Raw genomic sequence first — 22,556 nt, forward strand, 5'->3', positions numbered from 1 at the left:
TCGCGTCGCTCACGCTTTCTCGCCCCGGCGCGCGAGCGACCATGAGCGATAGGCGCCGGGCGTCATGCCGGCATAGCGTCGAAAGGCGCGCCGAAAGCTCGTTTCGTCCGCATAGCCCGTCGCCGTCGCCAGTTGCTTGACCGAACTATGCGTCGTTTCGAGCAGCATGCGCGCGGCCTCGAAGCGCACGCGATCGAGAAAATGTTTCGGCGTCTCGCCCGTCGCTTCCTTCAGCCGCCGATGCAGCGTGCGCTCCGAAACATTGAGCGCGCGCGCGAGCTGGGTCGAGGTCAGCGGGGCGTCGCCCGCCTGACGCACCACATGCTCGGCCTCCAGCACGAAGGGATTCGAGGCGGTGAGATGGCCCGGCGGAATATAGATCGTCTGCGTCGAGGGGACCGTGTCGACGACCGTGTAATCGGCCGCCTTTTTCGCCGCCTCGGCGCCGCATAATTCGCGAATGACATGCAGGGAGAGATCGATCCACGAGAGGGGACCCCCGGCGGTGACGACGCGTCTGTCCTCCATGAAGGAGGCGCCCCAGGCGACGTCGGCGCGCGGATAGCGGGACCGCAATTCGTCATGCCGCCACCAGGTCGTCGCGCAGCGGCGCCCGTCGAGGAGCCCCGCTTCGCCCAAAAGGAAAACCCCGTTGCACGAACCTGCGACGATCGCGCCCAAAGCGTGCTGGCGCCGCAGCCAGCCGGCGGCGGCGTTGAGATCCGCCGCCTGCGGCAGTGGGGCGTCGCAGCTGCACAGAAAAGGCGGGACGATGATCGCCGCGCAGGCGTCCAGCGACGCGAAGGATGCGTCCATCGCATGGGAGCGGCCGAACCCGTCGCGGACAGGCTTGCCGTCATAGCTCGCCGTCACGACCCGATAGGGGTTCGGCCGCGATTTCGAGGCCAGCATGCGCCGGCTCATGGCGAGAAGATCGGCGGCGCCGATCAGACCCTGACCCAGACAATCCTCATAACCGAGAATGGCGATGTCCATTTCCATCTCCGTCTGGCGGGAATTGCCTCTCCAATGGCAAGTTCGCTGGCAGATACTGCAAGAGTAATGGCAAATCCGCCATGCTGGCAAGCAGACCCAGTTCCGTATCCTTCGTTTCGCCGGAAGCGCATCGCGCCTTGCGGCTGAAACGGAGAAAGAAAAATGAGTGTCTCAACGCAAACCGCGGCAGGCGCGGTCGCCTCGGAAAAGCCGATCGTCGATCTCAGGGGAATGTGGATCGGGCTCGCTCTGCTCAACAGCTTCTATCTGCTCGTGCGCATTTACGAGCAGATCTATGGCTGGCGCGCCGGGCTGGATTCATTCGCTCCCGAATTCCAGACCTATTGGATGTCGATCCTCTGGTCGGAAATTCCGCTGGAGCTGGTCTCCGGCCTCGCCCTCGCCGGCTATCTGTGGAAGACGCGCATTCGCGACATGTCGACCGTTACGCCGCGTCAGGAAATGCGCGCCATCGTCGACAATGTGAAGTGGCTCGTCGTCTATTCCGCCGCGATCTACTGGGGCGCCTCCTTCTTCACGGAGCAGGACGGCACCTGGCATATGACGGTGATCCGCGACACCGACTTCACGCCGTCGCACATCATCGAATTCTATATGAGCTACCCGATCTATTCGGTGCTGGCGATCGGCTGCTTCTTCCACGCGAAGACGCGCATTCCCTACTTCTCGAAGGGTTATTCGCTCGCCTATCTGATCGTGTCGATCGGCCCCTTCATGATCATCCCGAATGTCGGCCTCAATGAATGGGGTCATACGTTCTGGTTCATGGAAGAACTCTTCGTCGCGCCGCTGCATTGGGGCTTCGTGTTCTTCGGATGGATGGCGCTCGGCGTGTTCGGCGTCGTGCTGCAGCTTCTGCTGAACGTGCATCGCCTGGTCGGCAAGGACGGCGTCGCGCTTCTGACGGAGTGAGTCGACAGGGCGCGCCGCGCCAGAGGCCGCCCTGTCTTCAAACCTAAGTATCTTCACCTAAGTCGTCGAGCAAGGAACCGCCTTTCGGCATCGCGTCGAAGGGCGGTTTCCGCCATTTCGTCAGTTCCTCTCGATGAACTCCAGGGCGACGCCGCCGGCGGTCGGCGCGTCGCCTTTTTCCTTGGCGTCGGCGAGGCGGTCGAGGCGGATGAGGGCGAGGCCCTCTTCGCCCACGGCGGAGCCCGTGACGCCGATTTCGATCTCGCCGGCGCGGATCGACTGCCCCGGCGCGGGCGCGCCGCCGGTGGCGCGATAGGGGGTGACGCGCTTGCGCACCAGATTGCGGTGCTTCATGCGCGAGACGACTTCCTGGCCGACATAGCAGCCCTTCTTGAAGTCGACGCCCGAGAAGAGGTCCATATCCGCTTCGTGCGGAAAAGCGTCGCTATAGGCGAAGTCGACGCCCCCCAGCGGCACGCCGGCGCGGATGCGGCGCGCCTCGTAAGCTTCGAGCGGGCCGCTCGCCGCGATCCTGCCCTTCGCGGCGAGCGCCCGCCAGCCCAGCGTTTCCGCGCGCGGATCGGGCGCAAGCGCGACAGCTTCGACCTCGGGCCGGGACGCCGCGTCCGGGAAAACGATCGTCTCCAGCGCGCCGCTCAAATTCGTCACCGTGATCCTGGAGCGCAGCTTATACAGATTGAGCCGCTTCTCGAGATCGGAGGCGAGCGAAAGCGGACAATCGAGTAGGAAACGGCCCTCTCCAAGCGCGAAGACGACAAAATCGAACAGAATCTTTCCTTGCGGCGTGAGCAGAGCGGCAAAGCGCGCCTCGCCGGTTTTTAGCGACGCGACGTCGTTCGTCACCAGATTATGCAGGAATTTAGCCGCATCTTCGCCGGTGACTTCGATAACGCCGCGGTCCTCGAGCAGGATCGCCGTGGTCATTGCACTATCCCGTTGGTTTTAAGCGCGCAGCTTGGCGCGTCAGCGACTTGTGCTTATCTAGGGCGTTGTCACTGCAAGCGAGGCGCCATTCATGCCGCAGACTTTCGACGTCATCCTCTCCGGAGGCGCGCTCGTCAACCATGACGGCGAGGGCTTGCGCGACGTCGGCGTCCGCGACGGCAAAGTCGCCGAGATCGGCGATCTCTCCCGCGCCTCGGCCGGCGAAACGATCGATTGCCGCGGCCTGCACATCCTCCCCGGCGTCGTCGATTCGCAGGTGCATTTTCGCGAACCCGGCCTCTCGCACAAGGAGGACCTCGAATCGGGCTCGCGCAGCGCCGTGATGGGCGGCGTGACCGCCGTTTTCGAAATGCCCAACACCAGCCCGTTGACGACCGGCGAGGCGGCGCTCGCCGACAAGGTCGCGCGCGGAACGGGGCGCATGCATTGCGACTTCGCCTTCTGGGTGGGCGGCACGCATGAGAACGCCAAAGACCTTGCGGCGCTCGAACGCCTGCCCGGCGCGGCCGGGATCAAGGTTTTCATGGGATCGTCCACCGGCTCGCTGCTCGTCGCCGACGACGATGGGCTCGCCGACGTGCTCGCGCATACGCGCCGCCGCGCCGCCTTTCACAGCGAGGACGAATTTCGCCTCAATGAGAGAAAGCCTCTGCGCGTCGAGGGCGATCCGAGCTCGCATCCGGTCTGGCGCGACGTTGAGACGGCGCTGCGCTCGACGCAGCGTCTTCTCAAGATCGCGCGTGAAAAGGGCGCGCTCATCCATGTGCTGCATGTCACGACGGCCGAGGAGATCGCGCTTCTGGCGCAGCACAAGGATCTCGCGACCGTCGAAGTCACGCCGAATCATTTGACGCTCGACGCCGAAGCCTATGGGCGCATCGGCACGCTGGCCCAGATGAATCCGCCGGTGCGCGACGCCCGCCATCGCGATGCGCTTTGGGAAGGGCTGCGGCAGGGCGTCGTCGACGTCATCGGCTCCGATCACGCGCCGCATACGCTCGAGGAAAAAGCGCAGCCTTATCCGAAGAGCCCCTCGGGCATGACAGGGGTGCAAACGCTCGTGCCGCTGCTCCTCGACGCGGTGAACGCCGGCAAACTCACGCTCGCGCGCTTCGTCGATCTGACGAGCGCGGGGCCGAACCGGATTTTCGGCATGGCTGGCAAGGGCCGCGTCGCAAAGGGTTACGACGCGGATTTCACCGTCGTCGATCTGAAGCGCCGCGAGACGATCCGAAACGAATGGGTCGCCTCGCGCGTCGGCTGGACGCCGTTTCACGGAATGGAAGTCACGGGCTGGCCGGTGGGGACCTTTGTGCGCGGGACCAAGGTGATGTGGCAGGGCGAACTCGTGACGCCGTCGACGGGCAGGCCGGTAAGGTTTCAACAGGCGCTGTAGCCGGCCGCCTTCGCACGCCGCCTATTCCGAGCAGTTTGACGTCCTGCCCGTGCGGGCTTCCGTCAACATGCCCGTTATCCGCATGCCGTCATGCACCTTGATGCTGACGATGTCGTTGTAAAAACCAAAGCGATAGTCGCGCTTCATCGGATAGGAATAGCCTTCGCCGTCCACGTAGAAGCAAAAGGAGCTGTATTCCGGCGTGGCGAGGCGGGAGATCGAGCAGTGGATTTCATAATGAAGCGGCGCGCAATGAAGGGCCACGTCCTTGTTCGGCACCATCCAGTTGGGCGATGCGACCGAGCCGGCGAGGGCGGCGGCCGGCGCGCCTGACAGGATTATGAGAAGCGCGAAGCGAAATCCAGGCGGTCGGCTTTTCAGCGTCATGTTTCGTCCTGACGGCAACCGCGCCGGCCAGTAGCGCGGTTGCAATTCTCGTTAAGCCCCAAGCCGGGCATTATAGACCGGGCGAGACGGCGTCACCAGCAGCTGCAGCTGCCGCCGTTCCAGCCGCCATAAGGATAGGACGCGCCGTAATAGCCATAGCCGCCATAAGGATAGCCGCCAAAGCCCCATGTCCCGGCGCCGGCCAGCGTGCCAAGCGCCAGACCGCCGAGGAGACCGGCCCCGAGGCCGCCGCCATAACCCCAGCCGCCCCAGCCGCGGCGCCACCCGCCGCCCCAGCCGTAACGGCCCCAGCCGCCGCCCCAGCGAATGCCGGGCCGGCCCCATCCGCCGCCCCAACCAATGCCGGGCCGTCCCCAGCCGCCGCCCCAGCCAAACCGGCCCCAGGCCGAGGCCGGCGTCGCGGCGGCGAGCGAACTCACCAGCACGGTCGCCGCCAGCGAAGTAGTCAGCGCTTTACGAAGTTTCGTCATTGCCGCGTCTCCTGGGTCCTTGTCCGCCAAAGCCCCTAAGCCACCCCTGCAACGCAAAGCCGTTTTCGTTGTTCCGGTTTTTTGTCGGCAGGCAGACAGCCGTCCGGCTGAGCTCAAAGGCGCTATGAGCCCGCCGCGACAATGAGTTGCGCGAGAGGGCAAAAATTTGCCGCGTTGAAGGATTTCCGCTCGCGCCGAAGGCGCTAGCTGTCTCTCATCGTCAGGAGGCCAAGATGGGCAACGCAAACGAAACCGCGCCGCGCAACGAAGGCGAAGGCAATCGCACCGCCGCCAGGCAATATAACGAGGCGCAGCGCAAATTCGTCGAAAGCGGCAAGGTCGATCCCGCCGCGAAAGACGCCGAACGCGCGCTCGAGACCAATGAGGCCGAGGAATTGCGACGCGCCGAGGAAGAAGGGCGCAAGCACGCCAAACCCCACGAGCAGCGGCGCGAGATTTAATCTTCGCTCCAGAAGTAATGCCACACGCCGTCCGACGCGACTCCAAGGCGCGTCGCACGGGGCTTTCTTTCCGCGTTGGAGCGGGGAAGGTCGGCGAAACGCACGCAGCGCCACCTCGCCTGCGCATCTTCTTCATTCGCCGGCGGCGCGTCGGCGCGCGCGAAGGCCGGCCATTCATAGAGCGTCACCGGCCCGCGCAGGATCGTCACATAGGGCTGGGCCAGCACGGCCCGGAAGACTGAAATCGTCTCGCGGCCCTTGCCGTCGAAGGACGTCGCCTTCAGGATTTCGATCGGATCCGTCCCGGCCCTGAACGTTCCGCTTTTCGCAAAAAGCGGGCGCACTTCATTCCAGTCGACGGGAATGCGCAGCGCCTCGACGTCGTTCGTCTCCAGCGCCGCGAGGATCTTGTCGCGTATCGCGCGCACCGGCGCGGGCAACGCCGCGAGATCGGCCGAGGGCCTGGAGACGATGTCCGCTGGAGATTTGGCGCGCGTCATGGCGCATGTTAACCGCGCCGCCCCGCAAAAGGCCAATTCCTGCTCTCATGCTTAGCGCTCAGGCTGCAAGATTGTATAGTCGGCGCAAAGACGCCATCTGAGCGTCTGGCGCGGCTCCGCGAAAGCCCCGACTTTCGCGCCGCCTGTATGTCTCGCCGGAGAGCGAATGGACGGTCATCCCGAAAACGAGCCGCGCGGCGAGGCGGAGACCCCGCTCGATCGCGCTTTGCGCCATTCGGCGCGCGCCCTTCTCGCCGAACGCCTGCTGCGCCTTTGCGCGGGTCTCGCGACGCTTGCGCTTTTCTTCCTCGCCCTTTCCTGGCTCGGCCTGTGGCGCGCGCTTCCCCTCGAGGCGCGCATGGCGGGCGTCGCGTTTTTCGGTTTCGCCGCGCTCTACCTCCTGGGACGCGAGATCGCCCGCGGCCTGCCGCGCCGCCCGGCCGCCGCCGCGCGCCTCGACGCGGCGGCGTCGGGGCCGTTGAAGCCCGCCGCCTCGCTCGACGATACGCTTGCGGCGCGGGAGGCGGCCGATCCCGCCACCGCCGCGCTCTGGGCCTTGCACCGCAAACGGCTCGAAGCCGCGCTGACGAAGACGCCGGTCGCGCCGCCGCAGCCGCGCCTGCCCGAGCGCGATCCTTACGCCCTGCGCGCTTTCGCGCTCGTCGCCGCCGTCGCCGCCGCCTTTGTCGCGGGCGACGAAAAGCGCGCCCGGCTCGCCGCCGCCTTCGACTGGCGGACGGCTCCCATCTTCGCGCCCGCGCATCGCGTCGACGCCTGGTTCGATCCGCCCGCTTATACAAGCCGCCCGCCCATCGTTCTGGCGCAGGAGAGCGGCGCCGTGGAGGCGCCGGTGAATTCGACGCTGCGGCTGCGTCCGGCCGACGCCGCCGTTTCGGTCGAAGGCGCGCTGGAGCCGAATGAGAATGCGGACAAAAAGGAGCGCGGCTTCACGCTTGCCGGCGCGGCGCGGCTCTTCCTGCCGGACGGCCGCGCTTTCGACGTTACGGCCATTCCCGACCGGGCGCCCTCGATCGCGCTCTCCGGCCGGCCGCGCAACAATGCGCGCGGCAGCATGACCCTGTCCTATCGCGCCGAGGACGACTATGGCGTCGTGAGCGCGGAGGCCGTGTTCAGCAAGCCGGGCGGCCGCCGCGCGCTTTATGATCCGCCGCGCATGCCGCTCGATCCGCCCGCCGGCGCGAGCGGGCTCGGCGAAGGGCGCGCGACGCTCGATCTCGCGGACAGCCCCTATGCCGGCGCGAAAGTCGAGATGCGGCTCGTCGCCAGGGACGCCGCCGGCAATGAGGGCGCGTCCGAAGCTGTTGAAGCGACCCTGCCGCAGCGGCGCTTCGTCAAGCCCCTCGCCAGGGCGCTGGTGGAGCAGCGCCGCATTCTCGCCCTCGATCCAGAAGCGCGCGCCAATGTCCGCGCGGCGCTGGAGGCGCTTTCCCTCGCGCCGGAAGCCTTCGAGACGCCGTCCGCGGTTCATCTCGGCTTGCGCGCGGCCCGCCGGAGCCTCGAAGGGCGCCGCACGGATGACGAATTGCGTGGCGTCGCCGACATGCTTTGGTCGATGGCGCTCAGTCTCGAGGACGGCGACACGTCCGAAGCCGAACGCGACCTGCGGGCGGCCGAGCAGGCGCTGCGCGAAGCGATGCAGCGCGGCGCCTCCGATGAGGAGATCGCCAGGCGCTCGCAGGATCTGCGCGCCGCGCTCGACAAGTTTCTCGAGCAGCTCGGCGCGCGTCCGCGTCCGCCGGGCGCGCCGCGCGAGGCTTCGGGCGACCCCGACAGCGTCACGCCGGAAGATTTGCAGGGCATGCTGGACGACATCGAGAAGGCGATGAAGTCGGGCGACATGGCGCAGGCCCAGAAGCTTCTCGACGAGTTGCAGGACATCATGGAAAACGCCCAGACGGGCGACGAGAGCGGCGCGCGCAGCGCGGCGGAGCAGCAGCGCCGCCGCGACATGCAGAAAGCGCTGAGCGATCTCGACCAGCTTTCGCGCGAAGAGCAGCGGCTGCGCGACGACACTTTTCAGGGGATGCAGGACCCGTCCGACGACGACGACGTCCGCAAGCCGCCGCGCGGCGGCAAAAGAGGGCAGGCGCAGGCGCAGTCGAATGACGACATGAACGCCGAGCGGCGGCGCCAGCAGGCGCTGCGCGACAGGCTCGAACGCGAGCAGGACGCGCTGAAGGGCGATGCGGGCGAGGCCGGAGAGGAGCTCGACGACGCGCGCAAGGCCATGAAGGAAGCCGAAGATGCGATGAAGCCGGGCGGAGAGGGGCGCGGCAAGGCGGTCGACGCGCAGGGGCGCGCGGTGGAGGCGCTGCGGAAAGGCGCGGACAAGCTCGCCGAGCAGATGCGCGGGGGACAAGAGGGCGAAGGCGAGGAAGGGGAGGACGGCGCGCGGGGCCGCGGCAAGGGACGCGGACGCTTCGGCCAGGGCCGCGATCCGCTGGGCCGCACGCAAGGCGGTCAGCGGGCCGGCCACGAGAAATACGATCCGCTCGGCCTGCCGCCGGCGCAGCGCGCCCATCGCGTGCAGGAGGAGCTGCGCCGGCGCCTGGGCCAGCCCGAGCGCCCGACCGAGGAGCTGGATTATCTCCAGAGGCTCCTGACCCGATAAACGGCTTGCTCCCGCCGGGTCCTTTCTCTACTTGCTCAATTGAAACGGCGGGGAGCGAACCTTGTCCAATCTTCTGGTCTTCATCGTCGCGGCGGCGGCTTTCGCCGTCGTGCTCGCGGGCTTCTTCAACATGATCCGTGGGGGCGAAGGATCGCCGCAGCGCTCGCAGACCTTGATGCGCTGGCGCGTCGGCCTGCAATTCCTGGCGCTCGCCATCGCCCTGACCGTGCTCTATTTCCGGGGGCGTTGATTTCGTGGTCAAGCTGGACAGGATCTACACGCGGGGCGGAGACAAGGGCGCCACGTCGCTCGCGACCGGCGCGCGCCGCCGCAAGGACGATATTCGCGTCGAGGCCTATGGCGCGATCGACGAGACGAACGCCGCGATCGGCGTGGCGCGTCTTTCAATCGAGGCGGGCGACGCCGCGCTCGACGCGATGCTGGCGCGCATTCAGAACGATCTTTTCGATCTCGGCGCCGAACTCGCGACGCCGCACGATCCGGATAAGCCCCTCGATCCGGCGATGCGTCTCGTCATCCTGCCCTCGCAGGTGGAGCGGCTCGAAAAAGAGATCGACGAGTTGAACGCGTCGTTGGAGCCGTTGCGCTCCTTCGTTCTGCCAGGCGGCGCGCCGGCCGCCGCGCATCTCCACCTGGCGCGCACCATCTGCCGTCGCGCCGAGCGCGTGATGGTGACGCTGATGCGAACGGAAGGCGAGGAGTTGTCGCCGACGGCGCTCTCTTACGTGAACCGCCTCTCCGACTTCCTCTTCGTCGCCTCGCGTTACGTCAATCGCGAGAGGGGCGACGTGCTGTGGAAGCCGGGCGCGACGCGTAGCTGAAAGCTGGGGCGCGCGTCGTTCTGGATTGCTTCGTCGGCTTCGCCTCCTCGCAATGACGGCCGAACGGAATTAGTATGACAAGGCGGCGAGACGGTTGAACGCAACCATCATTATTGCGGACCGGAGCCTCACTTGCTCCCGCGCTTCTCCAGCCATCTCGTCACCAGCGGATCGTCGATCGCGCCGGTCACGGCGGTCACGCCGCCGTCGGGCGCGACGAGCGCCGTGAAAGGCAGCTCGCCGCGCCAGCTCGCGTCCGCTTCGAAATAGAGCTTGTCGACGAAGTCGTCTTCGAAACCGTAATGGTTCGCCTTGGAGAGTCCGGCCTTCTCGACCCGCGCTTCGGCGCGCGCGCGGTCCTCCGCGTCATCCGCATTGACGAAAACGACGTCGATTTCCGCGTGATCGGAAATCAGCTTCGTCCATTGCGGCAGTTCGGCGATGCAGGGCGGACAGGTCACCGACCAGAAATGAATGATGAGCGGCTTGCCCGCATGGGTCTTCACGATCTGCGCGAAGGCGCCGCGGCCATAGGGTTTGAAGTCCAGCGCGAGAGCGCCCGTCGCGGCGAAGATCGTGAAAGCCGCGATCGAGGCGGCGCGCGCGATGTTCTTCCCCGCGCGCGACGCGGGACCGGAAATCCATGATCTCAGGCGTTCCGGATTCCAGATCGGACCTTCGGTCCATCGGGAATGACGCAGGGAGCCGAAAGAAGACGTCATCGCAGTCACCGCGCCGCCGCGCTCTTTTCGTCGCGCGGGAGCGGAATGAGGCGATAGCCTTCCTTATGCGTGACCCAGGAGAGATAGGCGGCGTTCTTGCTGGCGACGAGTTCGGGATGATCCGAGGCGTCGTCCGTCTGCGCGACGATGCGGGGCGCGCTCCAGCTCTTGCCGCCGTCGCGCGACATCTGCAGGGGCAGAGTCGTCGTCGTTCCGTCGAACTCCTTCCAGACGCGATAGAGCCGGCCCTTCGCGGCGAGCGTGACGGGATGCCCCGGCGCCTTGGCGTCGTCGCCGAACTTCTCCGGCGTCGTGAAACTCTTTCCGCCGTCATTGCTGCGCGCGTAGAAGAGCCCCTCGCGATTCTTGCCTTTGGTGAACCAGACGACATGCCAGCCATTGGCGTCGATCGCGATGCCCGGCCCGTGATGCGGGCAGGAATTGATCGCCCAATTATCGTCCGAGACGCGCCCGCCCGAGAGCGTCGCGCCGTCGGCGGAGAGCTTCGCGGCGTAATGGTCGCGAATATTCCCCTCGAAAACCTGCCGCCAGACGAATACCGGCTGGCCGTCGCGATCGAGCGCGGCGGCGGTGCGGCAGCACTCGCAGGCGTGATCCATCAGGATCTTCGCGCCGGAGAAAGTCCGGCCCTTGTCGTCCGACCAGCCGAAGGCGACGCCGCTGCCTTCGAAGGCTTTGCCTTCCGCCTTGGCCTTCAGCGCATTCGTCTTGTCGAGCCAGCCGCCATAGATGCGGCCCTTGGGCGTGACGACGAAGCTCTCGAAACGCTGGCCGCCCTCGGTGAGCAAGGCCTGCGGCGTGGAGAAGCTCTTGCCGCCGTCGGTCGAGCGCGCGGTGAAGATCGTGCCGATCATCTGCTTGTCGGGGCGCGTCGTATAGCTTGCGAGCAATGTCCCGTCGTCGAGCGCGACGATCTTGGGGCGCGCGTCGCCATGCGCGTCGATCACGCCGTCGGCGGCGGTCGCGATGGTCGCCGGCGCCGAAAAGGTTTTTCCGTTATCCGCCGAGGAGGCGACATAGACCGTCTTGCCGACCGAAAAGGCGACCCAGAGCCTGCCCTTGGCGTCGAAGGCCGGATTGACCGTCATGGCGCATTCGGGCTTCGGGTCCGAGCAGGCCGCCGCGTGCTGATGGCCCGAGGCGGCGCCGGCGGGGGCCGTGGCCGGCGGCGTGGCTTTGGCGTCGACCGGCGCGGCCGCGCTTTCGGCGAAGGCCGGGCCCGCGACGCCGAGCGACAGCGCGGCGAAAAGGCGCGCGCCCCGTAAGAAATGCATTCCGTTCATTTCCTCGCCTTTCGACAATGCGGCGTCTCTTCGCGCCTGTGATCGCGCTCATGCGCCAGTGAAAGCGGATCGTCTGTCCGTATTCATAAGAGCCGCCCGGCGGGGGCGGCGCGCGCAGGCCTTTCGCATCGCTACCTAAACTTGAATGTCTGCCCGACATCCATCGGCCCGCCCGGCGGCGGCGGCGTCACGACCTCGGCCAGGATCTTTTTGACGATCTCCGCATGGGCGGGACTCGACGTCTTGTCGATCGTGACCTTGTCGACCCTGCCCGAGGCGCCGACGATGAAGCTCGCCGTGACTTCGCCGGGACCGGCCAGATTGTTCTCTGGCGTATGCTTGGCGATTTCGGCGTAGAGCACGCTGAGATATTTGCTCTCCGACATGCCGGAGCCCGCCGGCGCCGCGGCCGCAGGCTTCGCCGCGGGCGGGGAGGCGGCGGGTTTCGCCGCCGTCGCAGGGATCGCAGGCGCGGCACCCGGTTTGGGCGTCGCCGTTAGAGGCGCGGGAGCGGGCGCCGGCGGCGCGGCGGGTTTGGGCGGTTCGGCGCGCGCCATTCCGCAAGAGACGCACAAGCAGACGAGCGCCGCCCGTCCGCATCGAAAGATGTTCATGACGCAAGCTTCCAAAATTGGGCGCGGCGGGCTCCAAGGGAGTCCGCCGCGAAACGTCAATGGAAGGCGAAGCTCTGGCTGACGAAAGCCGAACCGCAATTGCCGGGGCCGTGCGACGAGGCCACGATGCGCCGGGCGAGAGCGGCGTGCGCCGGGGTCGAGCCCGAAGCCGAGACGCCGGAAATGCCGCCGCCGGGATTCACGTGGAAGGTCACATGGGCGGAGCCCGCGCCGAGGCTGGTGGCGCCCGGCGTATGCGAGCGCAGCGAAGCGGCGACATGGGCGAGACAGGTCGCCGAAGCGGCGCCGCCGGAGCGGCCATTGCCCTCGGGCGAACCGGCGTGACGCCGCGCCTGGGCCTGACGCGCCTGTTCGGCGCGCTCGACCTGCTTCTGCTCCTCGCGCTTCTTTTGAACCTTCTCGACCTCTTCCCGCTTCATCTGCATCGGGATGGGGTCGGGCGCCATGACGAGCGGCGGCGGCAGCGCGAGTTCCGGCTGCTCCACGTCGACGGGCGGGGGCGTGTCCTCCGCCGCGCTCACTTCCTCCTGCTCGACGAAGTCGCCGCTCTCGAGGTCGACATAGTTCTCGGAAAGCGCCAGCGGCTCCGGCTTCGGCCCGAGGATGAAGGCCGCGAAGATCGCGACATGGACCGCGACGATCGCGACGATGGCCGCCGGGCGCAGCCAGGGCGGATTGATCGGCGGCGGACCGGGCGGCGGCTCGTCCCGCCTGCCCGCATAATCATGGCTGAGGGCGAAATCGGTCATTTGACCCCTCCCGCGGCTGGCGCCGGCGCGCCGGCGGCCGGAGCGGCGCCCTTGGCGGCGGCGCCCGTCTTGCTGCGGGAGTTGGTCATGATCGCGATATGGGTGATGCCGTTCGTCGCGAGCTTGTCCATGACGGCGACAACCTCGCCATAGACCGCCTCGGTGTCGCCGCGCACATGGACGACGCGGGTGTGGTCGTCGCCCATCATGGCGCGAATGCCGTCGATCAGCGCGTCGGGCGTCGTTTCATCGGCGCCGAGAGAGACTTTGCCCTCCTTGCCGACGGTGACGACGATCGGGTCCTTCTGGTTGATCGGCGCGGCGGAGCTGGCTTGCGGCAGATTGACCTTCACGCCCTTGGCGAGCAGCGGGGCCGTGACCATGAAGATGATCAGCAGCACGAGCATGACGTCGACGAGCGGCGTCACGTTGATGTCGGCGAGCGGCTGGTAGAGGTCGTTATTGCCTTTGAAGCGGGACGGCATGGCCATGTTACGCGGCCTCCTTCTGCGACTGCCGACGGGCGGCCGACTGGCTTGTCATGCGCAGAGCCTCGTCCTCGATGTAATGGGCGACCTGCTGGCCGAGACGGGAGAAGGCGGCGCCGATGCGGTTGTAGCCCACCGAGGCCGGAATGGCGGCGGCGAGGCCGTAGGCCGTGGCGGCGAGCGCTTCCGCAATGCCCGGCGCGACGACCGCGAGGCTGGTGTCCTGCGACTGGGCGATGCCGGCGAAGCTCGTCATGATGCCCCAGACCGTGCCGAACAGGCCGACGAAGGGCGCGACGGAGGAGATCACGGCAAGGTTCGGCAGGCCGCCTTCCGCCTTGGTGAGGAACTCGCGCGCCGCGCGGCTCATATTCTCGGCGATGCGTTCGCGCTTGTCGCCGGTGGTCTCGTCGGGGAGGTCGAGAGCGAGGGATTCGCGGCCGGCGACGGCGATCGGCTCGAGCAGGCCGACGGGGCCGCCCGCGCGGGCCTCCTTCGTGGCCTTGGCGATGCGGATGACCGCTGTCGTCCCTTCGACGATCAGAACCCAGGTCCAGACGGAGGCGAGGAGCAGCATCGCCATGACGACCTTGCCGACCGGGCCGGCGTTCATAAACATGGCGAGCGGAGAAAGCGACGTATGATCCATGGAACTCACTCATCTTCGACGACACGCGCGCATATTTGGCGCGACGGCTGCGTCTGATTTGATTTTATTGTTGTGATCCAGACGCGGAAAGGCGCCCCTGACCGGTCATTCTCCCGCATGCGCCCGACGGGGCCGGCACGGGGGCGCCGATCGGAAAATTTCTAGGCTGGCGGCGGCGCCCGGGCGCCATGCGCGTATCGAGATGAATTGTTCTTCGGCGCGGCTCCGCCCGCGACAAAATAATGGACGGGCTTCGGGACCGGAATCCGCCCCGCGGCCGCCGCGACGCGTTCCGGAAGCACGGCCGCCGCGGCGCTCGCCGCGAGGCAGCACGGGCAGCGGTGCTTGCCCGCATGATTGCTTCCCGGCGCCTTGCCGCCCGCGGCGTCGGCGCGCTGCGTCACATGACGCTTGAAGCAGGCGAAGAGTCCGGCGCTCGCCTGCGCGTTGTTCTTGAAGACGAGGTTTGCGGGGTTGGCTATCGCCGCATTGGACGCGGCGACGTTGAACATCAGCGCCCATACGGCGACGATCGCGATCGCCGCCCGTATTTTTCCGCTGATGTCCCGCAACTGTGACATAAAAGCCTCTTAATGGATTTTTTAATCTTTGACAACGCGAGCGACCTTGGAAAGCCGCGACTCCGACGGCAAAGTGACTTGGTCGCAGAACTAAGGTTAATTTCGTAAAGGCCTGAAATTGCTGCGGCGCCGAGAGGCGTCCCGTCATGGCGCCGAACGGTCTTTCAAATTCATCGCCGGGCGGCTCATGCGCAAAAGGCTCCTCGCATCGCTGATTGTCTGCGTCGCTTTGCTGACGCAGCTCGGCGCGTCCTTGTCGGACGCGGCGGCGGCGCGGGGCTATGTTCGTTGTCATATGGCGGTCGCGGCGTCCGCGTCCGTTTCGGCCGTGGAGTCCGCTGCGGAGAAAGCCGCGCCCGCGGGCGTTCCGGCCGGCGCGCCGGCGCCGCATGATCACGCCTCCTGCGCGCTTTGCCAGCTCGGCCTCGCCGCCATCGACGCCCACGCGCCGGTTCTGCCCGCGCGGTCGATCAAACCTTATTGGCGCGTCGCGCGAATCGCCGTTGACGCGCCGCCGCTCCTTTCCGTCTTCAATAGAAGCGGGCCGGCCCGCGCGCCGCCTTCCCGCGCCTGATCTCCCGAATTTCGGAACCGCGCGCGTTTCCGCGCCTCGATCAAGTGCGCCCCGCCAAAATCGGCGACGGGAAGGAATAAATAAAATGTATCGCTACTCGCTCCTGCGCGGCGTTTCCGCCTGCGCGCTGACTTTCGCCGCCTTCTCGCAAATCGCGGAGCCGGCCGTCGCCCAGACGAGCCTGCCGACCATCGACATTGGCGGTCAGCGCCGGCCCGCCCGGACGACGACCGCCGCCAGGCCTTCCGGCCAGCCGACGAACCGGGCCGCCGGGCAGACCGCCGCGCCCGCCGCGCCGGCGCCCGCCCCCTCGCCGGTCGTGTCGCGCTGGTCGCCGACGCTTCCCGACGGCCGCCCCGCCTTCGTCGAAAAATGGCAGCTGCCCAACACGGTCGCGAGCGTCACGCGCAAGCAGATCGAGCAGCAGGTCAACATCATCGACACGGAAGACGCGGTGAAATACATGCCGAGTCTGTTCCTGCGCAAACGCAACAATGGCGACACGCAGGCGGTGATGCAGACCCGCACCTATGGCGTCAGCTCCTCGGCGCGCAGCCTCGTCTATGCCGACGATCTTCTGCTCACCGCGCTCATCGGCAACGACAACACCATCGGCGCGCCGCGCTGGGGCCTCGTCGCGCCTGAGGAGATCGACCGCATCGACATGCTCTATGGGCCCTTCTCCGCGCAATATCCCGGCAACTCGACCGGCGGCGTGCTGAAGATCACCACGCGCATGCCGGAGAAGCTGGAGGTCACCGCCAAGGAGACGGTGGCGGTGCAGGATTTCTCGCTCATGGGAACGTCCAGAACCTTCTGGACGAGCAATTTCGCCGCCACCGCCGGCGACAAGATCAACGACTTCTCCTGGTTCGTCTCCGGCAACTGGCTGCGCGGCACGACCCAGCCGCTGACCTATGTCACGCTTCAGTCGCTCTACGGCTATCCGGGCGCCTATTTCGCCACGTCGAAATTCGGTCTTCCGGCCGAGGTTCTGGGGTCTCTGGGCAATCTGGCGAATGATCAGGTCAACGGCAAGATCAAGCTTGCTTACGACATCACGCCGGCGATCCGCGCGACCTATCAGGTCGGCCTCTGGTCGAATGACGGAACGTCGATTCCCGAGAACTATCTCGTCTCGGGCTATGGGCCCTTCTTTGGCCGCAACACTGGCCCTGGCGCACTCGGGACGGCGACGCTGCAGAGCTTCGCCAGCGGCTACTATCGCATTCAGGAGAAGATGCTCGTCAACTCCGCCGCGGTGCGGTCGAATTCGGGCGGGTTCTTCGATTTCGAGATTTCGGCGTCGCACTTCAACTATCTGCAATCCAACCAGCGCGCGCCTTATAGCGGCGCTTATACGGGCGGCTATACGCAGACGGGCCGCAACGCTGTCTATACCGGAACCTATTGGACGTTGCTCGATCTCAAGGGCATTCTGCGTCCGGATGGCGCGCTCTCCGGCCACGATATCAGCTTCGGCCTGCATGGCGACCAGTTCCACCTCAACAATCCGACCTGGCTGACGACGGATTGGACCGCGGGCACGAGCGCCGCCTATGGCGTCGTCGCCTCGATCGGCAACGGCACCACCCGCACCCAGGCGCTCTGGGCGCAGGACGCCTGGAAAATTCGCGACGACCTGAAATTCACAGTCGGCATTCGCGGCGAGCACTGGGCGGCGACGGACGGTTACAATCAGGGCCTGAGCGGCATCAACGCCATTGGCTTCGGCGCGGGTCCGCTCACCCCGAATTTCGCGAACTCCCTGCTCCCGATCTACCAGCCCAATCTCTATCACACGCGATTCTCGCCCAAGGGCTCGCTGCAATGGGAAGCGGATCAGAACTGGACGATCACGGGCTCGATCGGCCTCGCCAACCGGTTTCCGACGGCCAAGGAGCTCTATAGCCTCTCGACGCTCACGACGACGGGCCAGAACACCAATCCCAATCCGAATTTGCGGCCCGAGGTCGCGCTCAGCAAGGAGCTGGCCTTCGAGCGCAAGATCAGGGACGGGTCGGTGCGCGTTTCGCTCTTCGACGAAGAGGTGCGCGACTTCATCTTCAATCAGAACGTGATCGTTCCCGGCGGGCTTGTCTCGACGCCCGTCAATATTGACCGCATCCGCAATAGCGGCGTGGAGCTTGCCTGGCGCAGGGACAATCTCCTGTTGAAAGGCCTTGAATTCACGGGCAGCGTCACCTGGCTCAATGCGCGCGTCATTTCGGATTCGAACTGGATTCCGACGCAGACCAATCCGTTCGCCCTCAGCGGCAATCTCGACTGGTGGACGGGCTTCAACGTCAATCCGAACGGCGTGAACGGCAAGACCGTGCCCAACGTGCCGGACTGGCGCTGGACGGCCGTCGCCACCTACCGCCCCGACGATCACTGGGCCTTCACGCTCGCCGCGCGCTACCAGGGCCGCATGTGGACGGTGCTGTCGAACAACGACATCGCCCATGGCGTCTATCAGTCCTTCGACCGCTTCTTCATCGTCGACACCAAGATCCATTACAAATACGATGATCGCTGGTCCTTCGACTTCGGCGTCGACAATATCGGCAACTACAAATATTTCCTGTTCCACCCGTTCCCGCAGCGCACTTTCGTGACGGCTGCGAAATACGAGTTCGGAACAGGAAAAGGCGCGCCGGGCATCTTCGCTGGCGGCGATCACAGCGGCCTGCCGGATTTCAGCCGCTGGTTCCAGCCGGCGGCCTTCACGATCGACTGATCGCAAGGCGGATCAAAGTAAAAACGCCCGGGAGAAACCCCGGGCGTTTTTATTATGTGCGTTGCGGCGGACGCGTGCGCAGGATCTCTTAGACGGTATGCGCAGGCGCGAGACGGCATTCGCCGTCGCCACGCTCGATCTGGATAGTCGCGTGCTGGACGTCGAAACGGGCTTCGAGGTCGTGCGCGATCGCCATCAGGAATTTGTCGTCCGGTTCGGCGGACGGGCGCACGAGATGCGCGGTGAGCGCCGTTTCGGTCGTGCTCATCGCCCAAATGTGGAGATCATGGACGTCGGTCACGCCGGGTAAGCTTGCCAAATACTCCTCCACTGCCGTTGGATCGACGCCGGCGGGGACGGCGTCCAGCGCGAGATTGAGCGCCTCGCGCATGAGTCCCCAACCATTCCAGACGATCAGGATGGCGACCGCGATGCTGACGGCGGGATCGAGCCACAGCCATCCAGTATGACCGATAAGGAGTGCGGCGACCACGACGCCGAGCGACACGGCGGCGTCTCCCGCCATATGCAAGAAAGCGCCTCTGATATTCAGATCATGCGCGCGGCCGCGAAGGAATAGCAGCGCCGTCGCGGTGTTGATGACGATCGCGACGGACGCGACCCACAGCACCGTGCCGCTCGCGACGGCAGGGGCGCTGAAGAGACGCTCCACAGCTTCGAGGATCAGACCGCCTGTCGCAACGAGGAGGAGCGCGGCGTTGCCAAGCGCGGCCAAAATGGACGCGCGCCGATACCCATAGGTATGCGAAGCGCTTGGCCGCCGCGTCGCCAGCCACGATCCGCCCCACGCCAGAAGCAATCCGAAAACATCTGAAAGGTTATGCACGCCGTCCGAAACGAGGGCGAGGGAGTTGGATTGATAGCCGAACGCCAGCTCCGCAATGACGAGCCCGAGATTGAGGGCCGTTCCGATCGCGAAGGCGGCGCCGAAGCTCGTCGGCGCGTGAGAATGGCCGTGGTCGTGTGGGTGATCGTGGGACACGTGGAAAATGCAGCGATGCTTCGAGCGTTTGGGATTTTTCAGGCGTCTCGCGGATTAGCGCCCGGGAGGAAATCCCGAGCGCTTCCTAATTCGTGACGATGAGGGCTGCGCGCTTGTCAATGCGCCAGCGATTTTACGATCGCTTCGACGGTCTTTTTCGCGTCGCCGAACAGCATCATCGTGTTGGGACGGAAAAACAGCTCGTTCTCGACGCCGGCATAGCCCGAGCCCATGCCGCGCTTGAGGAAGAGCACCGTCTTCGCCTTTTCGACGTCGAGGATCGGCATGCCGTAGATCGCCGAGGACTTGTCCGTCTTGGCCGCCGGATTCGTCACGTCATTGGCGCCGATGACGAAGGCGACGTCGGCCTGTCCGAATTCGGAGTTGATGTCCTCCAGTTCGAAGACTTCGTCGTAAGGCACATTGGCTTCGGCGAGCAGCACGTTCATATGGCCGGGCATACGCCCCGCGACCGGATGGATGGCGTAGCTGATCTCCACGCCTTCCTTCTTCAGCAGGTCCGCCATTTCGCGTAGCGCATGCTGGGCCTGCGCCACCGCCATGCCGTAGCCCGGCACGATGATGATCTTGCCGGCGTTCTGCATGATGTAGGCGGCGTCCTCGGCCGAGCCCTGCTTGACGTTGCGCGTCTCCTTGGCGCCGCTCGGCCCAGCCGTCTCGCCGCCGAAGCCGCCGAGAATCACGCTGATGAAGCTGCGATTCATCCCCTTGCACATGATGTAGGAGAGGATGGCGCCCGAGGAGCCGACCAGCGCGCCGGTGATGATCAGCGCGAGATTGCCCAGCGTGAAGCCGATGCCCGCCGCCGCCCAGCCCGAATAGGAGTTGAGCATGGAGACGACGACCGGCATGTCGGCGCCGCCGATCGGGATGATCAGCGTCACGCCGAGCGTGAAGGAGACGAGGATCAGGAGGAAGAGCCAGAAGCCGGATTCGGTCGAGACGAAAAGCAGGATCAGCGCGGCGAGCGCGACGCCGAGCATGATGTTGATCGTATGACGCTCGGGCAGCAGGATCGGCTTGCCGCTCATGCGCTCGGAGAGCTTGAGAAAGGCGATGATCGATCCCGTGAAGGTGATCGCGCCGATCGCCGCGCCGAGCGACATTTCGAACAGGCTGCCGCCTTCGATTTGGCCCGGCGCGCCGATGCCGAAGGCGTGCGGCGCGAAGAAGGCGCTGCCCGCGACGAGCACGGCGGCGAGGCCGACAAGCGAATGGAAGAAGGCGACGAGCTCCGGCATCGCCGTCATCGGAATGCGCTGCGCCACATAGGCGCCGGCGCCGCCGCCAGCCGCGGCGCCGACGATGATCAGCGCGAAGCCGGCGAGCGGGGGCAGATGCAGGAGCAGCGTCGTCGCCACGGCGACCGCCATGCCGATCATGCCGTAGCGATTGCCTTCGCGAGACGTGGCCGGTGAGGAGAGGCCGCGCAGCGCGAGAATGAACAACACGCCGGCGACGAGATAGAGGAGGGCTGCGAGATTGGCGCTCATGGCGTCAGCCCTTCTTCTTGTACATGGAAAGCATGCGTTCGGTGACGAGGAAGCCGCCGAATATGTTCACGCAGGCGAGCGTGAGCGCGATGAAGCCGAGCCAGCGCGCCCAGCCCGCGCCCGTATCGGCGACGCTCGCTTCCTCGACGCCCACGGAGAGCAGCGCGCCGACGACGATGACCGACGAGATGGCGTTGGTCACGGACATGAGCGGCGTATGCAGCGCCGGCGTCACCGACCAGACGACGTAATAGCCGACGAAAACCGCGAGAACGAAAATGGCGAGGCGGAAGACGATCGGATCGATCGCGCCGCCGCCGAGCCCGTGCGAGGCGGCGGCCGCCGCCGTTTGCGCGATCTGGTCCGAATATTGCTGCGCCTGATCTGCGAGATGCCGGGCGGCCTCCGCCGCCGCCCGCGCCTTATCGAGCAATTGCTGCGTAGAGTCGGTCATGGTTCGACGCCCTTCGTTTGAGGGATGCTATGCGGCTCAGGCCTTTTTGAAACGTTCGTCCGTAACGGCTCCGTCGCGCGTGAGCGCGGTCGCCTTCACGAGTTCGTCCTCCCAATCGATCGCGAGCCGCTTCGTCTCCTTCGAGATGAGCGTTTCGACGAAAGCGAGCAGGTTCTTCGCGTAGAGGCTCGAAGCGGTGGGCGCCATGCGGCCGGCGAGATTGAGCGCGCCGACGATCTTCACGCCGTTCTCGATCGCCGTTTCTCCGGGCCTGGTCAGCTCGCAATTGCCGCCGCGCTCGGCCGCAAGGTCGACGATCACAGAGCCCGCGCGCATCGAACGCACCATGTCGGCCGAGACGAGCCTGGGCGCCGGACGGCCGGGAATGAGCGCGGTGGTGATGACCACGTCCTGCTTGGCGATATGGCTCGCCGTCAGCTCCGCCTGCGCGGCCTGATATTCCTTCGACATCTCCTTGGCGTAGCCGCCGGCCGTCTGCGCCTGCTGGAATTCTTCGTTCTCCACGGCCAGGAATTTCGCCCCGAGAGACTCGACCTGCTCCTTGGTCGCCGGGCGCACGTCGGTCGCGGTGACGATCGCGCCGAGACGTTTCGCCGTCGCGATGGCCTGCAAGCCCGCGACGCCGACGCCCATGATGAAGACCTTGGCGGCGGGCACGGTGCCGGCGGCGGTCATCATCATCGGGAAGGAGCGGCCATATTCCGCCGCCGCCTCGATCACCGCGCGATAGCCCGCGAGATTGGCCTGCGAGGAGAGCACGTCCATGGATTGCGCGCGGGTAATGCGCGGCATGAACTCCATGGCGAAGGCGGTCGCGCCCGTTTTGGCGAGATCGGCCAGCGCCGCCTCGTTCCCGAACGGGTCCATGATGCAGATGAGGGCGAGGTTCTGCTTGGCGCCCGAAAGCTCCCCAACCGAGGGGCGGCGCACGCGCAGCGCGACGTCGGCGCCCGCGAGCGTCGTCGCCGCGTCCGGTCCGATCAGCGCGCCGGCGGCGGCGTAATCGGCGTCCGTTACGGCGGACCCGGCGCCGGCTCCGGACTGAACCGCGACTTCGGCGCCGAGATTGAGGAATTTCTTGACGGTTTCAGGCGTCGCCGCGACGCGCGGCTCGGCTTTGTCCGTTTCGGCCAATACGGCAATGCGCATGACGAACTCCGGTTTCGAGAAACGAAAACCGTCGCCGTCACGGTGGCCCCTGACGGCTTGGCGTGAGGGGCTTGGATTTTCTTACCGCGCGAAGAGGAGATAGAGGGCGAGCAGCGTTATCGCCGACCCCGCCGCCGAGAACTTCAGCAGCCAGAGGAAACCGTTATACGTCTTTTCGTGTTCGGCCCAGTCGGCGTCGGTCGACGCCGACCCGCGATCGCTCGCCATCGGAATGCTCCCAGATCTTGGTTTGACGCGCGGTCAGACCCGCCGCGCATGAGCTCGATGCTAACCGAGCGCCGCGAATCCCGCAACGCCTCGAAGCGCGCGCTTTCGTCGCTCCCGCACAATGCGCCGGAAGCTTGGCGG

Annotated in this window: 25 protein-coding genes; 8 read left to right on the forward strand and 17 right to left on the reverse strand. The window is 66.1% G+C overall.

Annotated elements, in window-relative coordinates:
- Window positions 1-9 precede the first annotated feature (9 nt).
- Window positions 10-996 (reverse strand): GlxA family transcriptional regulator, encoded by a 987-nt coding sequence (locus MMG94_RS14640; protein ID WP_040579227.1) that lies wholly within the window; start codon window positions 994-996, stop codon window positions 10-12.
- Between the two features lie 162 nt (window positions 997-1,158).
- Between MMG94_RS14640 and amoC the strand changes: the two genes are divergently transcribed.
- Entirely contained in the window at window positions 1,159-1,929 is a 771-nt protein-coding gene (amoC, locus tag MMG94_RS14645; protein ID WP_016919976.1) for a bacterial ammonia monooxygenase, subunit AmoC, read from the forward strand.
- A gap of 120 nt (window positions 1,930-2,049) precedes the next feature.
- On the opposite strand, the gene ygfZ is transcribed toward amoC, so the two are convergent.
- A complete protein-coding gene (gene ygfZ, locus MMG94_RS14650; RefSeq protein WP_016919975.1) occupies window positions 2,050-2,874 on the reverse strand; it encodes a CAF17-like 4Fe-4S cluster assembly/insertion protein YgfZ in 825 nt (274 codons plus the stop codon).
- Between the two features lie 91 nt (window positions 2,875-2,965).
- Between ygfZ and MMG94_RS14655 the strand changes: the two genes are divergently transcribed.
- Complete coding sequence (locus MMG94_RS14655) at window positions 2,966-4,291, forward strand: dihydroorotase (RefSeq protein WP_016919974.1); 1,326 nt, start codon at window positions 2,966-2,968, stop codon at window positions 4,289-4,291.
- 21 nt (window positions 4,292-4,312) lie between these two features.
- Here MMG94_RS14655 and MMG94_RS14660 read toward each other — a convergent pair whose 3' ends face one another.
- Window positions 4,313-4,678: a hypothetical protein gene (locus tag MMG94_RS14660; protein ID WP_016919973.1), complete on the reverse strand. Its 366-nt coding sequence runs from the start codon at window positions 4,676-4,678 to the stop codon at window positions 4,313-4,315.
- 92 nt (window positions 4,679-4,770) lie between these two features.
- Window positions 4,771-5,169 carry a hypothetical protein gene (locus MMG94_RS14665; protein ID WP_016919972.1) on the reverse strand — a complete coding sequence of 133 codons (399 nt, stop codon included), beginning with the start codon at window positions 5,167-5,169 and terminating at the stop codon, window positions 4,771-4,773.
- A 233-nt stretch (window positions 5,170-5,402) separates the two neighbouring features.
- On the opposite strand from MMG94_RS14665, the gene MMG94_RS14670 reads away from it, so the two are divergent.
- The gene (locus MMG94_RS14670; protein ID WP_026016252.1) at window positions 5,403-5,630 is read left to right on the forward strand and encodes a hypothetical protein; all 228 of its coding nucleotides are present in this window, start codon (window positions 5,403-5,405) and stop codon (window positions 5,628-5,630) included.
- On the opposite strand, the gene MMG94_RS14675 is transcribed toward MMG94_RS14670, so the two are convergent.
- A complete protein-coding gene (locus MMG94_RS14675; RefSeq protein ID WP_016919970.1) occupies window positions 5,627-6,130 on the reverse strand; it encodes a hypothetical protein in 504 nt (167 codons plus the stop codon). The genes MMG94_RS14670 and MMG94_RS14675 overlap by 4 nt on opposite strands.
- A gap of 166 nt (window positions 6,131-6,296) precedes the next feature.
- Here MMG94_RS14675 and MMG94_RS14680 point away from each other — a divergent pair, with 166 nt between their 5' ends.
- The 3 genes from MMG94_RS14680 (at window position 6,297) to MMG94_RS14690 (ending at window position 9,604) form a co-directional block, all read left to right on the forward strand.
- Entirely contained in the window at window positions 6,297-8,762 is a 2,466-nt protein-coding gene (locus tag MMG94_RS14680) for a TIGR02302 family protein (RefSeq protein WP_016919969.1), read from the forward strand.
- Window positions 8,763-8,823: 61 nt separating this feature from the next.
- Window positions 8,824-9,012 (forward strand): twin transmembrane helix small protein, encoded by a 189-nt coding sequence (locus MMG94_RS14685; RefSeq protein ID WP_016919968.1) that lies wholly within the window; start codon window positions 8,824-8,826, stop codon window positions 9,010-9,012.
- Between the two features lie 4 nt (window positions 9,013-9,016).
- On the forward strand, window positions 9,017-9,604 hold the full coding sequence (locus tag MMG94_RS14690; RefSeq protein ID WP_016919967.1) for a cob(I)yrinic acid a,c-diamide adenosyltransferase: 588 nt from the start codon (window positions 9,017-9,019) through the stop codon (window positions 9,602-9,604).
- 128 nt (window positions 9,605-9,732) lie between these two features.
- On the opposite strand, the gene MMG94_RS14695 is transcribed toward MMG94_RS14690, so the two are convergent.
- From MMG94_RS14695 to MMG94_RS14725, 7 genes are all read right to left on the reverse strand, one after another.
- On the reverse strand, window positions 9,733-10,326 hold the full coding sequence (locus tag MMG94_RS14695) for a TlpA family protein disulfide reductase (RefSeq protein ID WP_016919966.1): 594 nt from the start codon (window positions 10,324-10,326) through the stop codon (window positions 9,733-9,735).
- A 5-nt stretch (window positions 10,327-10,331) separates the two neighbouring features.
- Window positions 10,332-11,621, reverse strand: coding sequence for a sialidase family protein (locus MMG94_RS14700; RefSeq protein ID WP_154420184.1), 1,290 nt, complete (start codon window positions 11,619-11,621; stop codon window positions 10,332-10,334).
- A 140-nt stretch (window positions 11,622-11,761) separates the two neighbouring features.
- A complete protein-coding gene (locus MMG94_RS14705) occupies window positions 11,762-12,244 on the reverse strand; it encodes an energy transducer TonB (RefSeq protein WP_244415323.1) in 483 nt (160 codons plus the stop codon).
- Window positions 12,245-12,300: 56 nt separating this feature from the next.
- Entirely contained in the window at window positions 12,301-13,014 is a 714-nt protein-coding gene (locus MMG94_RS14710) for a hypothetical protein (protein WP_016919963.1), read from the reverse strand.
- Window positions 13,011-13,505 carry an ExbD/TolR family protein gene (locus tag MMG94_RS14715; RefSeq protein ID WP_016919962.1) on the reverse strand — a complete coding sequence of 165 codons (495 nt, stop codon included), beginning with the start codon at window positions 13,503-13,505 and terminating at the stop codon, window positions 13,011-13,013. The genes MMG94_RS14710 and MMG94_RS14715 overlap by 4 nt, the downstream gene beginning before the upstream one ends.
- Before the next feature lies 1 nt (window position 13,506).
- A complete protein-coding gene (locus MMG94_RS14720; protein WP_016919961.1) occupies window positions 13,507-14,151 on the reverse strand; it encodes a MotA/TolQ/ExbB proton channel family protein in 645 nt (214 codons plus the stop codon).
- 161 nt (window positions 14,152-14,312) lie between these two features.
- A complete protein-coding gene (locus MMG94_RS14725) occupies window positions 14,313-14,732 on the reverse strand; it encodes a hypothetical protein (RefSeq protein WP_016919960.1) in 420 nt (139 codons plus the stop codon).
- A gap of 187 nt (window positions 14,733-14,919) precedes the next feature.
- On the opposite strand from MMG94_RS14725, the gene MMG94_RS14730 reads away from it, so the two are divergent.
- Window positions 14,920-15,306, forward strand: a complete 387-nt coding sequence (locus MMG94_RS14730) for a hypothetical protein (protein ID WP_154419695.1) — start codon at window positions 14,920-14,922, stop codon at window positions 15,304-15,306.
- A gap of 85 nt (window positions 15,307-15,391) precedes the next feature.
- A complete protein-coding gene (locus MMG94_RS14735) occupies window positions 15,392-18,046 on the forward strand; it encodes a TonB-dependent receptor (RefSeq protein ID WP_270109652.1) in 2,655 nt (884 codons plus the stop codon).
- 88 nt (window positions 18,047-18,134) lie between these two features.
- Here the strand turns inward: MMG94_RS14735 and MMG94_RS14740 are convergent, their stop codons facing one another.
- The 5 genes from MMG94_RS14740 to MMG94_RS14760 form a co-directional block, all read right to left on the reverse strand.
- Window positions 18,135-19,049, reverse strand: a complete 915-nt coding sequence (locus MMG94_RS14740; RefSeq protein WP_016919957.1) for a cation diffusion facilitator family transporter — start codon at window positions 19,047-19,049, stop codon at window positions 18,135-18,137.
- A 116-nt stretch (window positions 19,050-19,165) separates the two neighbouring features.
- Entirely contained in the window at window positions 19,166-20,563 is a 1,398-nt protein-coding gene (locus MMG94_RS14745; protein WP_016919956.1) for an NAD(P)(+) transhydrogenase (Re/Si-specific) subunit beta, read from the reverse strand.
- Window positions 20,564-20,567: 4 nt separating this feature from the next.
- Window positions 20,568-21,017: an NAD(P) transhydrogenase subunit alpha part 2 gene (locus MMG94_RS14750; protein WP_016919955.1), complete on the reverse strand. Its 450-nt coding sequence runs from the start codon at window positions 21,015-21,017 to the stop codon at window positions 20,568-20,570.
- Between the two features lie 36 nt (window positions 21,018-21,053).
- Window positions 21,054-22,187, reverse strand: coding sequence for a Re/Si-specific NAD(P)(+) transhydrogenase subunit alpha (locus MMG94_RS14755; protein WP_016919954.1), 1,134 nt, complete (start codon window positions 22,185-22,187; stop codon window positions 21,054-21,056).
- A gap of 81 nt (window positions 22,188-22,268) precedes the next feature.
- Window positions 22,269-22,415 carry an aa3-type cytochrome c oxidase subunit IV gene (locus MMG94_RS14760; protein WP_016919953.1) on the reverse strand — a complete coding sequence of 49 codons (147 nt, stop codon included), beginning with the start codon at window positions 22,413-22,415 and terminating at the stop codon, window positions 22,269-22,271.
- Window positions 22,416-22,556: the final 141 nt, after the last annotated feature.

It is taken from the genome of Methylocystis parvus OBBP, from assembly GCF_027571405.1.
Classification (GTDB): Bacteria; Pseudomonadota; Alphaproteobacteria; order Rhizobiales; family Beijerinckiaceae; genus Methylocystis; species Methylocystis parva.

Bases quoted from the DNA above. Each gene is read 5' to 3' on its own strand.
- MMG94_RS14640 (WP_040579227.1), bottom strand. From the start codon at position 996: ATGGACATCGCCATTCTCGGTTATGAGGATTGTCTGGGTCAGGGTCTG.
- amoC (WP_016919976.1), top strand. From the start codon at position 1,159: ATGAGTGTCTCAACGCAAACCGCGGCAGGCGCGGTCGCCTCGGAAAAG.
- ygfZ (WP_016919975.1), bottom strand. From the start codon at position 2,874: ATGACCACGGCGATCCTGCTCGAGGACCGCGGCGTTATCGAAGTCACC.
- MMG94_RS14655 (WP_016919974.1), top strand. From the start codon at position 2,966: ATGCCGCAGACTTTCGACGTCATCCTCTCCGGAGGCGCGCTCGTCAAC.
- MMG94_RS14660 (WP_016919973.1), bottom strand. From the start codon at position 4,678: ATGACGCTGAAAAGCCGACCGCCTGGATTTCGCTTCGCGCTTCTCATA.
- MMG94_RS14665 (WP_016919972.1), bottom strand. From the start codon at position 5,169: ATGACGAAACTTCGTAAAGCGCTGACTACTTCGCTGGCGGCGACCGTG.
- MMG94_RS14670 (WP_026016252.1), top strand. From the start codon at position 5,403: ATGGGCAACGCAAACGAAACCGCGCCGCGCAACGAAGGCGAAGGCAAT.
- MMG94_RS14675 (WP_016919970.1), bottom strand. From the start codon at position 6,130: ATGACGCGCGCCAAATCTCCAGCGGACATCGTCTCCAGGCCCTCGGCC.
- MMG94_RS14680 (WP_016919969.1), top strand. From the start codon at position 6,297: ATGGACGGTCATCCCGAAAACGAGCCGCGCGGCGAGGCGGAGACCCCG.
- MMG94_RS14695 (WP_016919966.1), bottom strand. From the start codon at position 10,326: ATGACGTCTTCTTTCGGCTCCCTGCGTCATTCCCGATGGACCGAAGGT.
- MMG94_RS14700 (WP_154420184.1), bottom strand. From the start codon at position 11,621: ATGCATTTCTTACGGGGCGCGCGCCTTTTCGCCGCGCTGTCGCTCGGC.
- MMG94_RS14705 (WP_244415323.1), bottom strand. From the start codon at position 12,244: ATGAACATCTTTCGATGCGGACGGGCGGCGCTCGTCTGCTTGTGCGTC.
- MMG94_RS14710 (WP_016919963.1), bottom strand. From the start codon at position 13,014: ATGACCGATTTCGCCCTCAGCCATGATTATGCGGGCAGGCGGGACGAG.
- MMG94_RS14715 (WP_016919962.1), bottom strand. From the start codon at position 13,505: ATGGCCATGCCGTCCCGCTTCAAAGGCAATAACGACCTCTACCAGCCG.
- MMG94_RS14720 (WP_016919961.1), bottom strand. From the start codon at position 14,151: ATGGATCATACGTCGCTTTCTCCGCTCGCCATGTTTATGAACGCCGGC.
- MMG94_RS14725 (WP_016919960.1), bottom strand. From the start codon at position 14,732: ATGTCACAGTTGCGGGACATCAGCGGAAAAATACGGGCGGCGATCGCG.
- MMG94_RS14730 (WP_154419695.1), top strand. From the start codon at position 14,920: ATGCGCAAAAGGCTCCTCGCATCGCTGATTGTCTGCGTCGCTTTGCTG.
- MMG94_RS14735 (WP_270109652.1), top strand. From the start codon at position 15,392: ATGTATCGCTACTCGCTCCTGCGCGGCGTTTCCGCCTGCGCGCTGACT.
- MMG94_RS14745 (WP_016919956.1), bottom strand. From the start codon at position 20,563: ATGAGCGCCAATCTCGCAGCCCTCCTCTATCTCGTCGCCGGCGTGTTG.
- MMG94_RS14750 (WP_016919955.1), bottom strand. From the start codon at position 21,017: ATGACCGACTCTACGCAGCAATTGCTCGATAAGGCGCGGGCGGCGGCG.
- MMG94_RS14755 (WP_016919954.1), bottom strand. From the start codon at position 22,187: ATGCGCATTGCCGTATTGGCCGAAACGGACAAAGCCGAGCCGCGCGTC.
- MMG94_RS14760 (WP_016919953.1), bottom strand. From the start codon at position 22,415: ATGGCGAGCGATCGCGGGTCGGCGTCGACCGACGCCGACTGGGCCGAA.